At 68.9% G+C, this 14,049-nt stretch carries 11 protein-coding genes; 8 read left to right on the top strand and 3 right to left on the bottom strand.

The window, feature by feature from the left end:
- Positions 1-7 precede the first annotated feature (7 nt).
- The 3 genes from ACGHX3_RS02780 to ilvD form a co-directional block, all read right to left on the bottom strand.
- Positions 8-1,846 (bottom strand): methyl-accepting chemotaxis protein, encoded by a 1,839-nt coding sequence (locus ACGHX3_RS02780; RefSeq protein ID WP_394696325.1) that lies wholly within the window; start codon positions 1,844-1,846, stop codon positions 8-10.
- Positions 1,847-1,920: 74 nt separating this feature from the next.
- Positions 1,921-2,766: a phosphate/phosphite/phosphonate ABC transporter substrate-binding protein gene (locus ACGHX3_RS02775; RefSeq protein ID WP_394696324.1), complete on the bottom strand. Its 846-nt coding sequence runs from the start codon at positions 2,764-2,766 to the stop codon at positions 1,921-1,923.
- Between the two features lie 7 nt (positions 2,767-2,773).
- Positions 2,774-4,615, bottom strand: coding sequence for a dihydroxy-acid dehydratase (gene ilvD, locus ACGHX3_RS02770; RefSeq protein ID WP_394696323.1), 1,842 nt, complete (start codon positions 4,613-4,615; stop codon positions 2,774-2,776).
- A gap of 366 nt (positions 4,616-4,981) precedes the next feature.
- On the opposite strand from ilvD, the gene ilvC reads away from it, so the two are divergent.
- From ilvC to leuB, 8 genes are all read left to right on the top strand, one after another.
- On the top strand, positions 4,982-5,989 hold the full coding sequence (ilvC, locus tag ACGHX3_RS02765; RefSeq protein WP_162337121.1) for a ketol-acid reductoisomerase: 1,008 nt from the start codon (positions 4,982-4,984) through the stop codon (positions 5,987-5,989).
- Positions 5,986-7,734, top strand: coding sequence for an acetolactate synthase 2 catalytic subunit (gene ilvG / locus ACGHX3_RS02760; protein WP_394696322.1), 1,749 nt, complete (start codon positions 5,986-5,988; stop codon positions 7,732-7,734). Before ilvC ends, ilvG begins: the two co-directional genes overlap by 4 nt.
- Positions 7,718-7,990, top strand: a complete 273-nt coding sequence (locus ACGHX3_RS02755) for an ACT domain-containing protein (protein ID WP_213603225.1) — start codon at positions 7,718-7,720, stop codon at positions 7,988-7,990. Before ilvG ends, ACGHX3_RS02755 begins: the two co-directional genes overlap by 17 nt.
- Positions 7,991-8,062: 72 nt before the next feature.
- Positions 8,063-9,199 carry a threonine dehydratase gene (locus ACGHX3_RS02750; protein WP_394697223.1) on the top strand — a complete coding sequence of 379 codons (1,137 nt, stop codon included), beginning with the start codon at positions 8,063-8,065 and terminating at the stop codon, positions 9,197-9,199.
- Positions 9,196-10,746 carry a 2-isopropylmalate synthase gene (locus tag ACGHX3_RS02745; protein ID WP_394696321.1) on the top strand — a complete coding sequence of 517 codons (1,551 nt, stop codon included), beginning with the start codon at positions 9,196-9,198 and terminating at the stop codon, positions 10,744-10,746. The genes ACGHX3_RS02750 and ACGHX3_RS02745 overlap by 4 nt, the downstream gene beginning before the upstream one ends.
- A gap of 176 nt (positions 10,747-10,922) precedes the next feature.
- Positions 10,923-12,344 carry a 3-isopropylmalate dehydratase large subunit gene (gene leuC, locus ACGHX3_RS02740; RefSeq protein ID WP_394696320.1) on the top strand — a complete coding sequence of 474 codons (1,422 nt, stop codon included), beginning with the start codon at positions 10,923-10,925 and terminating at the stop codon, positions 12,342-12,344.
- On the top strand, positions 12,344-12,925 hold the full coding sequence (gene leuD, locus ACGHX3_RS02735; RefSeq protein WP_394696319.1) for a 3-isopropylmalate dehydratase small subunit: 582 nt from the start codon (positions 12,344-12,346) through the stop codon (positions 12,923-12,925). Before leuC ends, leuD begins: the two co-directional genes overlap by 1 nt.
- A complete protein-coding gene (gene leuB, locus ACGHX3_RS02730) occupies positions 12,915-14,003 on the top strand; it encodes a 3-isopropylmalate dehydrogenase (RefSeq protein WP_313929490.1) in 1,089 nt (362 codons plus the stop codon). Before leuD ends, leuB begins: the two co-directional genes overlap by 11 nt.
- Positions 14,004-14,049: the final 46 nt, after the last annotated feature.

Below are 14,049 nucleotides of genomic sequence, written 5' to 3'. Positions count from 1 at the left end.
GGGGAGGTCACTCCAGCGTGTAGCCCACGCGGAAACCGCCCCAATGCCGTTCACCGACGAACACCGGCACCGACAGGTCGAACATGATCTGGCCGGTATCGCGCCGGTAGACCTGCAGCCGGTACGGATCGGTATGGGCACCCACGCTGCGGCCCACGCGGTCGGCGAAGATACGCTTGGTGCGGTTGCCGACCAGGTCCTGCGCGCGGTCGCCGGTCAACGGCTGGGTGAAGCGCAGGTTGTGCGTTGGCACGTAGCCGTCGGGATTGGCGCAGATCGCGAACACGATCCACGGATGCCGGGCGGCCACCGGCTCCTGCAGCGGCGGCAGCAGCTCGTCGCAGAGCGCGTCGAACGCCGTGGTGAACTTGGCCGGCTCGATGCCGGGGATGGGTGCGTAGTCGCGCGAAAAGAGCGCGTCTTCATCGATGCGTCCATGATCCAGCGCCAGCGCCAGCGCTTCACCGATCCGCACGGCGGCGTCCTGCGCGAGATCGCGGACGCGCGCGTGGCGACGATGCCCGAGGGGATCGGCCGGCAGGCGGAACAGGCCGACGCAGTCCCGCAACGTATCGGTGCCCTGCGCCAGCGCGGTACCGCGCGCGGCGACCTGGTCCGCGTGCTCCAGGTTGCTGCGACTGAGGGCGGCCACCCGGTCGACGGCGGCATCGATCGCGATGACTTCCTGATCCTGTGCGGAGACGCGCTCGACCACGGATTCCATCGCCTGGCTGGCGCGCGCCAGCAGGTCGCCGATGCCGACCAGCACCTCGCCGGTCGCTTCGGCCGAGGCCGCGCTCTCGGTCAGCGCACGACCGCTTTCGTCCAGGATCACCCGCACATCGCGCGCCGCCGTGGCTGCCTGTTCGGCCAGCCGGCGGATTTCGGTGGCGACCACGGCGAAGCCACGACCCGCCGGTCCCGCGCGCGCCGCTTCGATGCTGGCATTGATCGACAGGATGTTGGTCTGGAATGCGACGGCGTCGATGACCTCAATGACATCGCCGGCGCGCGCGGAGCGGCGCTCGACTTCGCGCATCGCGTCACCGAGCTGGCGTGCGGCGGCGACGCCCTGGCGTGCGCTGGCGTCGGCGCTGGCGGCGACGGCAATGACCGCCTGCAACTCTTCGCCTGCACCCTTCAGTCCCTGCAGCAGGCGGCGGGTGATGTCGAGCACCGTGTCGAGCGCCGTCACCTGGGCCTGCGATTGCGTCAGCAGTTCGTCGTTGTCGCCGACCAGGTGCGGCACTTCGGACGCCACTTGCACCGACAGCGCCACGGCCTGTCGGATCGCCTCGGCCAGGTTGCCGAAGCCGGCGGCGATCTGCCGCGACAGCGGATGCGCGGCCTGCGCGTCGGGCAAGGCCAGATCGAGGTCGCAGCCGCCCAGCAGCGCACCGATGCGCTCCAGCAGTGCACGTTCGGCCGTGGCATCGGCCAGGCGTTGCGCGAGATCGCGCAGCGGCGGGATCACGGCGGGCGGAATCTCGCCCTGCGCCAGGCGTGCGGCATCGCGCAGCAACGCGGCGGTTTCCGGATGCGGCAACGACAGCAACCAGCCTTCGCCATCGCGGTCGGCCTGGTAGCGGATGCGGCGGGCGGGATCGTTGCCTGGCGCGCACCAGCTGCCCTCTTCGTCGTCGAGCACGGCAGCCGGCAAGCCCCACAGGGACTCGCAGGGTTGGCCGAGCACCGCGTCGGGCGACACGGCCAGCAGATCCCAGGCCGCGCGGTTGGCGGCCACCACACGGGCGGCCGCGTCCAGGCGCACCAGACCCACGGGCGCGTCCGGCAGAACGCCTTCGCTGGCCACGCTGTCGGCGTGCCTGTCTTCGATCGCTGTCATGTTCCCCTCCTCCGTCTATTGGTAGCGGCCGGAGGAAAAGTGAATTGAGGGGCCTGTTCAGGCAGGAACGACGCTCAGTCCGTGGGTAACGCCGCCTCGGATAGACGTGCGACGTCGGCAGGAACGAAGACCGTCGCGTCGCCGAACTCAGGCCAACCCACGCGCAGGGCCGCCATCACGGCCGGATCTTCCCGATGCGCATCGAGCAACCAGGCCGCCATGGCCTGGCAAGGCACGTCGGCCGTCGCGCGGCACAGCAACGGCCCCGGTGGGATCGGATCGGAGCGCCACAGTTCGCGTATGCCGTCGGGGCGCGACGCGTCGTAGACATCGCCCGCCAACGCCGCCACATCGGCACGCCCCTCGACGACGGCCTGCAAGGCGGCCGCGTGCGAACCCGCATAGGTCACTGACGCGAATGCCTTCGCCGGATCCAGTGCCTGGCTGCGCAGATACTGCGCCGGCACGAAGCCGCCGGATGCGGAGTCGCGGCCGACCAGCGCCAGCCGCAGGCTGCCGGCTTTTGCCTTCACCTCGGCGAGCGATGCGTCGCCGCGGGCCACCAGCACCGCACGGTAGCGATCCGCCTGCAACGACGGCACCTGCGGTACCGGCAGCGTGGTGACCCGCGCGATCTCGCGCCGTGCCTGCAGGTAACCATGGAGGTTGGGTACCGCGACATCGACCTGGCCGTCACGCATCGCCTGCACCAGCGCCGTCGGCGATGGGAACAGCTTCACCTGCACCGGATGACAGCCGCGCTTTGCCAGGTAGTCGGCGAGCGGCTGGATCGCGGCGAGGCGGTCGCGCTCGGGATACGCGTAGGTGGCGACCACCCACGGCGTGCGCGGCTCTTCCTTCGCGGAGACGGGAAGGACGACGACGGCGAACAGCAGAACCAGAGCGGTGCGAAAGCGCATCCGCCTATCAGACGCCATCCAGCAGCGCCTTGTCACGCACCGCACCCTTGTCGGCGCTGGTGGCCAGCAACGCATAGGCCTTCAGCGCCGTGCTGACCTTGCGGGGACGCGGATGCGCCGGCTTCCAGCCCTTCGCGTCCTGCGCGGCGCGGCGCGACGCCAGTTCCCCGTCGGACACCAGCAGCGCAATCGAGCGCAGCGGGATATCGATACGAATGCGGTCGCCATCCTGCACCAGGCCGATCGCACCGCCCGCCGCCGCTTCCGGCGAGGCGTGGCCGATGGACAGGCCCGACGTACCGCCGGAGAAGCGCCCGTCGGTCAGCAGCGCGCACTGCTTGCCGAGGCCTTTCGATTTCAGGTAACTGGTCGGGTACAGCATTTCCTGCATGCCCGGCCCGCCCTTCGGGCCTTCGTAGCGGATCACGACCACGTCGCCCGCCTTGACCTCATCGCCGAGGATGCCGGCCACGGCCGCATCCTGGCTTTCGAACACGCGCGCCGTGCCCTCGAAGACATGGATCGATTCGTCGACACCGGCCGTCTTCACCACGCAACCGTCGACGGCGATGTTGCCGTACAGCACCGCAAGACCGCCTTCCTGTGAGAACGCATGCTCGACGCTGCGGATGCAGCCTTCGGCACGGTCGGTATCCAGCGACGGCCAGCGCGTGGCCTGGCTGAAGGCGACCTGGGTCGGGATGCCGGCCGGGCCCGCCTTGTAGAACGTGTGCACGGCCTCGTCCTCGACGGTGGCGACGTCCCACTTCGCGATCGCGTCGCCCAGCGTCTTCGCGTGCACGGTCGCGACATCGGTATGCAGCAGGCCGCCGCGTGCCAGTTCGCCGAGGATCGCCATGATGCCGCCGGCGCGGTGCACGTCCTCGATGTGGTACTTCTGCGTGTTCGGCGCCACCTTGCACAGCTGCGGCACGCGCCGCGACAGGCGGTCGATGTCGCGCATGTCGAACGGCACCTCGCCTTCCTGTGCGGCGGCGAGCAGGTGCAGGATGGTGTTGGTGGACCCTCCCATCGCGATGTCCAGCGTCATCGCGTTCTCGAACGCCTCGAACGTGGCGATGCCGCGCGGCAATGCGGTCGTGTCTTCGCCGCCATACCAGCGATGGCAAAGCTCCACTGCGGTGACGCCGGCGCGCTTGAACAGCTGCTCGCGGTCGGCGTGCGTGGCCACGACGGTGCCGTTGCCCGGCAACGACAGGCCCAGCGCCTCGGTCAGGCAGTTCATCGAGTTGGCGGTGAACATGCCGCTGCACGAGCCGCAGGTCGGACAGGCGCTGCGCTCGACGGCCGCGACCTCTTCGTCGGACACGTTCGGGTCGGCCGCCATCACCATCGCATCGACGAGGTCGAGCTTGTGGTCGGCCAGGCGCGTCTTGCCGGCTTCCATCGGGCCGCCCGAGACGAACACCGTGGGGATGTTCAACCGCAACGCGGCCATCAGCATGCCCGGCGTGATCTTGTCGCAGTTGGAGATGCACACCAGCGCATCGGCGCAATGCGCGTTGACCATGTACTCGACCGAGTCCGCGATGATCTCGCGCGACGGCAGCGAATACAGCATGCCGTCGTGGCCCATCGCGATGCCGTCGTCGACGGCGATGGTGTCGAACTCCTTCGCCACGCCGCCGACGCGCTCGATCTCTCGCGCGACCAGCTGACCGAGATCCTTGAGGTGCACGTGCCCGGGCACGAACTGGGTGAAGGAGTTGGCGACGGCGACGATGGGCTTGTGGAAGTCCGCGTCCTTCATGCCGGTGGCGCGCCACAGCGCGCGGGCGCCGGCCATGTTGCGGCCGTGGGTGGAGGTCCTGGAGCGGTATTCGGGCATGAAAACAGGCGTGCTGCGACTGCGTGGGGAGGCTGGATTCTGCGGCGTTTTCTCTGTTTCAGTTGCAACCATCTCGACTGAAATCATCCGATCGTCGAAAAGATTCCGAAACCGCTTGACACGATTTGAAGCGGCATGTTTCTCTTGCCGCATGTTGCAGCGCCACACGCCCACGATGACCGACCCGACCGCACCCGTTGCGGCGTCGCTCCTTGTACTCGTCCTTATTACCTCGCCCACAACTGCGGGACGGACCGGCGTGTAAGCAGCAAGCAACGCCAGATTCGCGAAACCCCGCACTGAGAAGTGCGGGGTTTTTTGTTTAAGAGCCTTCGATTCCACCTCAACCCTCAGGAAATCCGCGCCATGACCACCGCCAACGCCCTCCCGCATCCCACGATCGCCGTCATCGGTTACGGCAGCCAGGGCCGCGCGCATGCGCTGAACCTGCGCGACTCCGGTTTCGACGTCGTCGTCGGCCTGCGCCCGGGCGGTCCGACCGAGGTGAAGGCCAAGGCCGACGGTTTCGTGGTCAAGGCGCCGGCCGACGCGGTGAAGGACGCCGACCTGGTCGCCGTGCTGACGCCGGACATGGTGCAGAAGAAGCTCTATGCCGACGTGCTGGCGCCGAACATGAAGCAGGGGGCGGTGCTGCTGTTCGCGCACGGCCTCAATGTCCACTTCGGCATGATCGAGCCGCGCGCCGACCTGGACGTGGTGCTGGTCGCACCGAAAGGCCCGGGCGCGCTGGTCCGCCGCGAGTACGAGATCGGCCGCGGCGTGCCCTGCATCTACGCCGTGCACCAGGACAAGAGCGGCAACGCCGAACAGTTCGCGCTGGCCTACGCCGGTGGCCTGGGCGGCGCGCGCGCCAACATCATCAAGACCACCTTCAAGGAAGAGACCGAGACCGACCTGTTCGGCGAGCAGGCCGTGCTGTGCGGCGGCGCCTCGTCGCTGGTGCAGGCCGGCTTCGAGACGCTGGTGGAAGCCGGCTACCAGCCGGAGATCGCGTACTACGAAGTGCTGCACGAGCTGAAGCTGATCGTCGACCTGTTCTACGAAGGCGGCATCACCCGCATGCTGGAATTCATCTCCGAGACCGCGCAGTACGGCGACTTCGTCAGCGGCCCGCGCGTCATCGACGCCTCGGTCAAGGCGCGCATGAAGGACGTGCTGACCGACATCCAGAACGGCACCTTCACGCGCAACTGGCAGGCCGAGTACGACGCCGGTCTGCCGAACTACAGGAAGTTCCAGCAGGCCGACAAGGACCACCCGATCGAGAAGGTCGGCAAGGAACTGCGCGCGAAGATGGTGTGGCTGCAGGCCAACGCCGCCCAACCCGATACAGACGAGCAGGCCGCCGCATGAACGCCGCCGCGGCCACTGCCCCACGCAATGGCGCCCGCTGGCTGGCCCACGCCCTGGAGATCGAGGGCGTGGACACGCTGTTCGGCTACCCCGGCGGCACCATCATGCCGTTCTACGACGCGCTGGTGGATTCCAACCTGAAGCACATCCTGGTGCGCCATGAACAGGGCGCGGCGCTGGCCGCGAACGGCTATGCCCGCGCCAGCGGCAAGGTCGGCGTGTGCGTGGCCACCTCCGGCCCGGGCGCGTCGAACCTGGTGACCGGCATCGCCGATGCGATGCTGGACTCGGTGCCGATGGTCTGCCTGACCGGCCAGGTCGCCACCTCGCTGATGGGCACCGACGCGTTCCAGGAACTGGACGTGTTCGGCCTGACCCTGCCGATCGTGAAGCACAGCTTCGTCGCCCGGCGCGTGGATGACCTGCCGACCATGGTGCGCGAGGCGTTCCGCATCGCGCGCGAGGGCCGTCCCGGGCCGGTGCTGATCGACCTGCCGAAGGACGTGCAGATGTCAGATGCCTCGCACCTGCCCGACCACGTGCCCGCCAGCGTCGATCCGGTGCCCGCGCCGGAAGATGCGAAACTGGCCGAGGCACTGGCCGCGATCGCCGGCGCCGAGAAGCCGGTGATCTACGGCGGTGGCGGCATCGGCATCGCCGATGCGGCGGACGCGTTCCGCCAGTTCGTCGAAGCCACGAAGATCCCCACCGTCCTGACCCTGCGCGGCCTGGGTGCGCTGCCCGCCCATCATCCGCACTACCTGGGCATGCTGGGCATGCACGGGACGCGTGCGGCCAACATGGCGGTGCAGGAATCCGACCTGCTGATCGTGGTGGGTGCGCGCTTCGACGACCGCGCCACCGGCAAGCTGGCCGAGTTCGCGCCGTTCGCGCGCGTGCTGCACATCGATGCCGATGCGTACGAGATCGGCAAGCTGCGCACCGCCGACATCGCGGTGCCGGGCGATATCGGCGCCAGCCTGCGCGCGCTGGGCGCGGCGCGCAGCACCTGCGACGAGTGGCGCAAGCGCTGCGTGGGCAACCGCGAGCGTTTCGGCTTCCGTTACGACGCGCCCGGTACCGACATCTACGCGCCCGGCCTGCTGAAGCGGCTGAGCGAAGTGGCACCGGCCGACGCGATCATCGCGTGCGACGTGGGCCAGCACCAGATGTGGGTGGCGCAACACTGCAAGTTCACCCACCCGCGCAACCACCTGACCAGCGGCGCACTGGGCACGATGGGCTTCGGCCTGCCGGCCGCGATGGGCGCGCAGTTCGCCTGTCCCGACCGCACCGTCATCCTGGTCAACGGCGATGGCGGTTTCATGATGAACGTGCAGGAGCTGGCGACCATCGCCCGCTGCAAGCTGCCGGTGAAGATCGTGCTGATCGACAACAGCGCGCTGGGCATGGTGCGGCAGTGGCAGGAACTGTTCTTCGCCGAGCGCTACAGCGAGATCGACCTGTCCGACAACCCGGACTTCGCCGCGCTGGCGCGCGTGTTCGGCATTCCCGCGCACCACATCAGCCTGCGCGATGAGGTCGAAGGCGCGTTGGCCGACCTGCTGGCGACGCCGGGCCCTGCCCTGCTGCACGTCACCATCGACATCAAGGCGAACGTCTGGCCGCTGGTGCCGCCGAACCATGCCAACAGCTCGATGCTGGATGCCAATCCCGCGAAACCATCCGCCGAGCCGGCCGTCGCGGCCGACGGCCCGGAGAAGAAGAATGCGTTACCGGCTTGAACTCAAGCTCAAACCTGCCGAGGGCGCCTTGCTGCGCGTGCTGGGCATGATCGAGCGCCGTGGCTTTCCGCCCCACGCGGTGCATGCGACCCACGACAGCGAAGGCTATTGGGCGCTGGCGCTGGTGATCGACAGCACCCGTGCGCCGGAAACCCTGCGCCAGCAGTTGCTGAAGATCTACGACGTCGAGGAGCTGTCCTTCAGCGCCGTGCAGGAACTGAGCCGGGACCGTCGCCCGCAGGACCGCGCTGCATGAAGACCGCACCCGCCGACGCGGACGTTGCGGTACGGAGGCGTCTTCTTCGACATCAGCCGTTCGCGTGCCGCGATGCCTGATGCCGGCCGCGCCCCTGCCAGCACCGAGCCCGACGTAGGCGACGTCGTCGTCACCGTGGCCGACGTGCTGGCGGCGCAGGCGCGGCTGCGCCGGTACCTGCCGCCGACGCCGCTGCACCACGCCGAGCGCTTCGGCGTGATGCTGAAGCTGGAAAACCTGCAGCGCACCGGCTCGTACAAGGTGCGTGGCGCCCTGAACGCCCTGCTGGCCGCGCGCGAGCGCGGCGACCATCGCCCGGTGATCGCCGCCTCCGCCGGCAACCACGCGCAGGGCCTGGCGTGGGCGGCCTACCGGCTGGGCGTGCAGGCCATTACGGTGATGCCGCACGGCGCCCCGGCCACCAAGATCGCCGGCGTCGCCCACTGGGGCGCCACCGTGCGCCAGCATGGCAACAGCTACGACGAAGCGTTCGCCTTCGCGAAGGAACTGGCCGAGCAGAACGGCTACCGCTTCCTGTCCGCGTTCGACGACCCGGACGTGATCGCCGGCCAGGGCACGGTCGGCATCGAGATCGCACCGCATGCGCCGGATGTGGTCATCGTCCCGATCGGCGGCGGTGGCCTGGCGTCCGGCGTGGCGCTGGCGCTGAAGTCGCAGGGCGTGCGCGTCGTCGGCGCGCAGGTCGAAGGCGTGGATTCGATGATCCGGGCGATGAAGGGCGACGTCTCGCCCATCGATCCGGTCGCGTCGCTCGCCGATGGCGTGCGGGTCAAGGTGCCCGGCTTCATCACCCGCCGCCTGTGCACGCAGTTGCTCGACGATGTCGTCACCGTGCGCGAAGCCGAACTGCGCGAGACCCTGGTGCGGCTGGCGCTGGAAGAGAACCTGATCGCCGAAGGCGCGGGCGCGCTGGCGCTGGCCGCCGGCCGTCGCGTCGCCGGCAAGCGCAAGTGCGCCGTGGTCTCGGGCGGCAACATCGATGCGATGGTGCTCGCCCAGCTGTTGTCCGACGTGCGCCCACGCGCACCGCGCAAGCCGCGCCGCCGCAACATGGACGGCGAACCTTCGCTTGCCACCGGCCGCGCGCCCGGTCGCGCGGCCTCCCCGAAATCCCCCATCAAGAACGGCGCGCGCCGCATCGCGGTCGCCGCCCTGGAAACAGAAGTACACGAGGAACCCATCTGGTGAACACGACCATTCCCACCCCCGCGCAGATCCGAATTTTCGACACCACCCTGCGCGACGGCGAGCAGTCCCCCGGCTGCAGCATGACGCCGCAGCAGAAGGTGGTGATGGCCCGCGGCCTGGCCGACCTGGGCGTGGACATCATCGAAACCGGCTTTCCCGCCAGTTCGCAGTCCGACCGCGAGGCGCATGCGCTGATCGCGCGCGACCTGCGCGAGACCACGCTGGCCGTGCTGTCGCGCTGCCTGCCCGGCGACATCGAGACCTCGCTGCGTACGCTGTCGGCCTCCACCAAGCCGCGCCTGCACCTGTTCCTGTCCACCAGCCCGCTGCACCGCGAGCACAAGCTGCGCATGAGCCGCGAGCAGGTCCTGCAGTCCATCGACACCCACGTGCGACTGGCACGCGGCCATGTCGACGAGATCGAGTTCTCGGCCGAGGACGCGACCCGCACCGAAGAGGACTTCCTGCACGAGGCCATCGCCACCGCCATCGCCGCCGGCGCCACCACCATCAACCTGCCGGACACCGTGGGCTTCACCACGCCGGAGGAGATCCGCGGCATGTTCGAGCGCGCGATCGCCAACGTCGCCGGCGCCGACAAGGTGGTCTTCAGCGCGCACTGCCACAACGACCTGGGCCTGGCCGTGGCCAATTCGCTGGCCGCCATCGAGGGCGGCGCCCGCCAGGTCGAGGGCTCGATCAACGGCATCGGCGAACGCGCCGGCAACTGCGCCATCGAAGAACTCGTGATGGCGCTGAAGGTGCGCAATGCGTTCTACAATCTGGACACGCGCATCGACACCCGCCGCATCGTGCCCACCTCGCAGCTGCTGTCGCGGCTGGTCGGCATGCCGGTCCAGCGCAACAAGGCCATCGTTGGCGCCAACGCCTTCGCGCACGAGTCCGGCATCCACCAGCACGGCATGCTGCGCCACCGCGGCACCTACGAGATCATGCAACCACAGGATGTCGGCTGGCCGTCGTCGCAGATGGTGCTGGGCCGCCACAGCGGGCGCGCCGCCGTCGAGCAGCGCCTGCGTGCGCTGGGTTACTGGCTGGAAGAGGATGAACTGAAGCTGGTGTTCGAGCAGTTCAAGGCCCTGTGCGAGAAGCAGCGCGTGGTCGGCGATGCCGACCTGCAGGCGCTGATGCAGGATGCGGCAGTGAGCGACGGCTATCGCCTGTCCTCGATGACGATCAGCGATGTCGGCAGCCGCGCGAACGCACTGGTCGAGCTGTCGGACCCGGACGGCAACCGCATTTCCGAAACCGCCCAGGGCAATGGTCCTGTGGATGCGCTGTTCAGTGCGCTCGCCGCGGCCACCGGCGTGCAGCTGCAGCTGGAGAGCTACCAGGTGCACAGCGTCGGCATCGGCGCCGACGCGCGCGGCGAAGCCAGCCTGTCGGTCCGCTGCGACGGCGAGGAATACGAGGGCACCGGTACCAGCAAGGACATCATCGAGGCCAGCGCGCTCGCCTGGCTGGACGTGGCCAACCGGCTGCTGCGCCAGCGCCGTGTCGAGCAGCAGGAAGCGGCGGCGGCCTGACATCGTGACCCGTCATTCCGGCGGAAGCCGGAATCCATTGCGCTTCTGCTTTGCCTGTTCGTCGAGGCCGGGAAGAGCAACGGCAACATGGATCCCGGCTTTCGCCGGGATGACGAAGAGAGACCGGATGGACCGACTGATCGAACTACCATGAAACGTATCGCTGGAAACCCCGCATGACCGCACCCCGCACCCTGTTCGACAAACTGTGGGATGCCCACGTCGTCGTCCCCGAGACCGACGCGGCGCCCGCCGTGCTGTACATCGACCTGCACCTGATCCATGAGGTCACCTCGCCGCAGGCCTTCTCCGAGCTGGCGTCGCGCGGCCTGTCGCCACGCCGGCCGGACCGCACCAAAGCGACGATGGACCACTCCACGCCGACCCTCCCTGCGGGTCCCGACGGCAAGCTGCCGTACTACACACAGGCCGCCGAAACACAGGTCGAGACGCTGGCGCGCAACTGCGCCGAGTACGGCATCGAACTGTTCGACATGGCGTCGCCGAACCGCGGCATCGTCCACGTCATCGCGCCGGAACAGGGCTTCACCCTGCCCGGCATGACCATCGTCTGCGGCGACAGCCACACCAGCACGCACGGCGCGTTCGGTTCGCTGGCGTTCGGCATCGGCACCAGCGAAGTCGGCCACGTGCTGGCCACGCAATGCCTGCTCCAACGCAAGCCGAAGACCATGGCGATCACCGTCGACGGCGTGCTGGCGCCGGGCGTGGGCGCGAAGGACATCGTGCTGCACGTGATCGGCGTGATCGGCGTCAATGGCGGCACCGGCCATGTGATCGAGTTCCGCGGCAGTGCCATCGAGGCGCTGGACATGGAGCAGCGCATGACCCTGTGCAACATGTCGATCGAAGCCGGCGCGCGCGCCGGCATGGTCGCGCCCGACCGGACCACGTTCGATTGGGTCGCACGCACGCCGCGCGGACCGAAGGGCGCGGCGTTCGACGACGCCGTCGCGTACTGGACAACGCTGCGCAGCGATGAAGGTGCGACCTTCGACGCCGAGGTGCGCATCGACGCCGCCGACATCCGCCCGACCCTGACCTGGGGCACGCATCCCGGCACCGCGATCGCGGTGGACGCGCTGATTCCAGCACCCGCCGATGCCGCCGACCAGAAGGGCCTGGACTACATGCACCTGCGCGCCGGCCACGCGCTGGAGGGCACGCCGGTCGACGTGGTCTTCGTCGGTTCGTGCACCAACGGCCGCCTGCGCGACATGCGCGAGGTCGCACAGGTGTTGCGTGGCCGCAAGGTCGCCGCTGGCGTGCGCATGCTGGTCGTGCCCGGCTCGGAGATCGTCAAGCGCGAGGCCGAGGCAGAAGGCATCGATGCCGTCGTGCGTGAAGCCGGCGCCGAATGGCGCGAGCCGGGATGCTCCATGTGCATCGCGATGAACGGCGACCTGGTCGCGCCGGGGCAGCTGGCCGTCAGCACCAGCAACCGCAATTTCGAAGGCCGCCAGGGACCCGGCGCACGCACGCTGCTGGCGTCGCCATTGACGGCGGCGTGGGCCGCCGTGAATGGCCGCGTCAGCGATCCGCGCGACCTGTTCGACGCACACAAGGCGGTGGCGTGATGGCCGGCTTCAACGAGGTGCGCTCGCAGAGCGTGGTGCTGGCGCAGACCAACATCGACACCGACCAGATCATCCCCGCGCGCTTCCTGTCGACGACCGAACGCGCCGGCCTGGGCAAGCACGCCTTCAACGACTGGCGCTGGCAGGCCGACGGCTCGCCGAACCCGGCGTTCCCGTTCAACCAGCCGGAGAATGCGGACCGCAGGATCCTGCTCGCTGGTCGCAACTTCGGCTGCGGTTCCTCGCGCGAGCACGCGCCCTGGGCACTGACCGACCTGGGCTTGCGCGCGATCGTGAGCAGCGAGATCGCCGACATCTTCCGCAACAACAGCCTGAAGAACGGACTGGTGCCGGTGGTGCTGCCGGAAGCGACCGTGCAGGCGCTGATGCAGCGGCCGGACGACGAACTGGTCGTCGACGTCGCGGCGAAGGAGCTTCGCACGCCCGACGGTTCCGCCTTCTCCTTCCCGCTGGACGCCTTCGCGCAGACCTGCCTGCTGCAGGGCGTCGACGAACTGGGCTACCTGCTGGCCCGTCACACCGACATCGAACGCTACGAGGCCACCCGCCATGCACGCTGACATCGCCCTCCTGCCCGGGGACGGCATCGGTCCCGAAGTCACCGCCGCCGCCGTCACCGTGCTCCGCGCACTGGCGCGACGCCACGGCCACAGCTTCGACTTCCACGAATACGACATCGGCGGCATCGCCATCGACAGGCACGGCGAGCCGCTGCCGCAGGCCACGCTGCAGGGGTGCCAGCAGGCCAACGCCGTGCTGCTCGGCGCCGTGGGTGGTCCGAAATGGTCGGATCCCAATGCAAAGGTGCGTCCGGAGCAGGGCCTGCTGGCACTGCGCAAGGGCCTGGGCCTGTTCGCCAACCTGCGCCCGGTGCGTCCGCATCCGGCCGCGCTGAACGCCTCGCCGATCAAGCCGCACCTGCTGACCGGCGTGGACATCGTGGTGGTGCGCGAACTGACCGGCGGCATCTACTTCGGCGAGAAGACGCGCGATGCGCGCGGCGCCAGCGACCTGTGCAGCTACAGCGTCACCGAGATCGAGCGCGTGGTGCGCAGCGCGTTCAAGCTGGCGCGCCAGCGCCGCAGCCAGCTGGTGTCGGTGGACAAGGCCAACGTGCTGGAAACCTCGCGCCTGTGGCGCGACGTGGCCACGCGCATCGGCCGCGAGGAATTCCCCGACGTCGTGCTGGAGCACCAGCTGGTCGATTCGATGGCGATGCACCTGCTGGCCAAGCCGCGCGAGTACGACGTCATCGTCACCGAGAACATGTTCGGCGACATCCTGACCGACGAAGCCTCGATGCTGGCCGGATCGCTGGGCCTGCTGCCCTCGGCGTCGCTGGGCGACGGCAAGGTCGGCCTGTACGAACCGATCCACGGCTCCGCGCCGGACATCGCCGGCAAGGGCGTCGCCAATCCCTACGCCACCATCCTGAGCTGCGCGCTGCTGCTGCGCCATTCGCTGGGTCTGCACGAGGAGGCCGACTGCATCGAACGCGCGGTCGACGGCGCGCTCAACGCACAGGTATTCACCAACGATCTGGCGACCGGCGGACGCGGCGTGTCCACGCAGGTGGCGACGCAGGCCGTGCTGGAGCAGATGCAGGCGCGTTGCTACGTGGCGGAGTTGCGGGACTGAGGCACGTGACCTGATCGCGGCATCCCCTGCGTTGTCCATAGGGCAG

It is taken from the genome of Pseudoxanthomonas japonensis (assembly GCF_043632995.1).
In the GTDB taxonomy this organism is placed as follows: domain Bacteria; phylum Pseudomonadota; class Gammaproteobacteria; order Xanthomonadales; family Xanthomonadaceae; genus Pseudoxanthomonas_A; species Pseudoxanthomonas_A japonensis.
Note: the sequence above shows the minus strand (reverse complement) of the source record. Positions and strands in the feature narration are given on the sequence as shown.

Coding starts and splice junctions, on each gene's coding strand:
- ACGHX3_RS02780 (WP_394696325.1), bottom strand. CDS start 1,846: ATGACAGCGATCGAAGACAGGCACGCCGACAGCGTGGCCAGCGAAGGC.
- ACGHX3_RS02775 (WP_394696324.1), bottom strand. CDS start 2,766: ATGCGCTTTCGCACCGCTCTGGTTCTGCTGTTCGCCGTCGTCGTCCTT.
- ilvD (WP_394696323.1), bottom strand. CDS start 4,615: ATGCCCGAATACCGCTCCAGGACCTCCACCCACGGCCGCAACATGGCC.
- ilvC (WP_162337121.1), top strand. CDS start 4,982: ATGACCACCGCCAACGCCCTCCCGCATCCCACGATCGCCGTCATCGGT.
- ilvG (WP_394696322.1), top strand. CDS start 5,986: ATGAACGCCGCCGCGGCCACTGCCCCACGCAATGGCGCCCGCTGGCTG.
- ACGHX3_RS02755 (WP_213603225.1), top strand. CDS start 7,718: ATGCGTTACCGGCTTGAACTCAAGCTCAAACCTGCCGAGGGCGCCTTG.
- ACGHX3_RS02750 (WP_394697223.1), top strand. CDS start 8,063: ATGCCTGATGCCGGCCGCGCCCCTGCCAGCACCGAGCCCGACGTAGGC.
- leuC (WP_394696320.1), top strand. CDS start 10,923: ATGACCGCACCCCGCACCCTGTTCGACAAACTGTGGGATGCCCACGTC.
- leuD (WP_394696319.1), top strand. CDS start 12,344: ATGGCCGGCTTCAACGAGGTGCGCTCGCAGAGCGTGGTGCTGGCGCAG.
- leuB (WP_313929490.1), top strand. CDS start 12,915: ATGCACGCTGACATCGCCCTCCTGCCCGGGGACGGCATCGGTCCCGAA.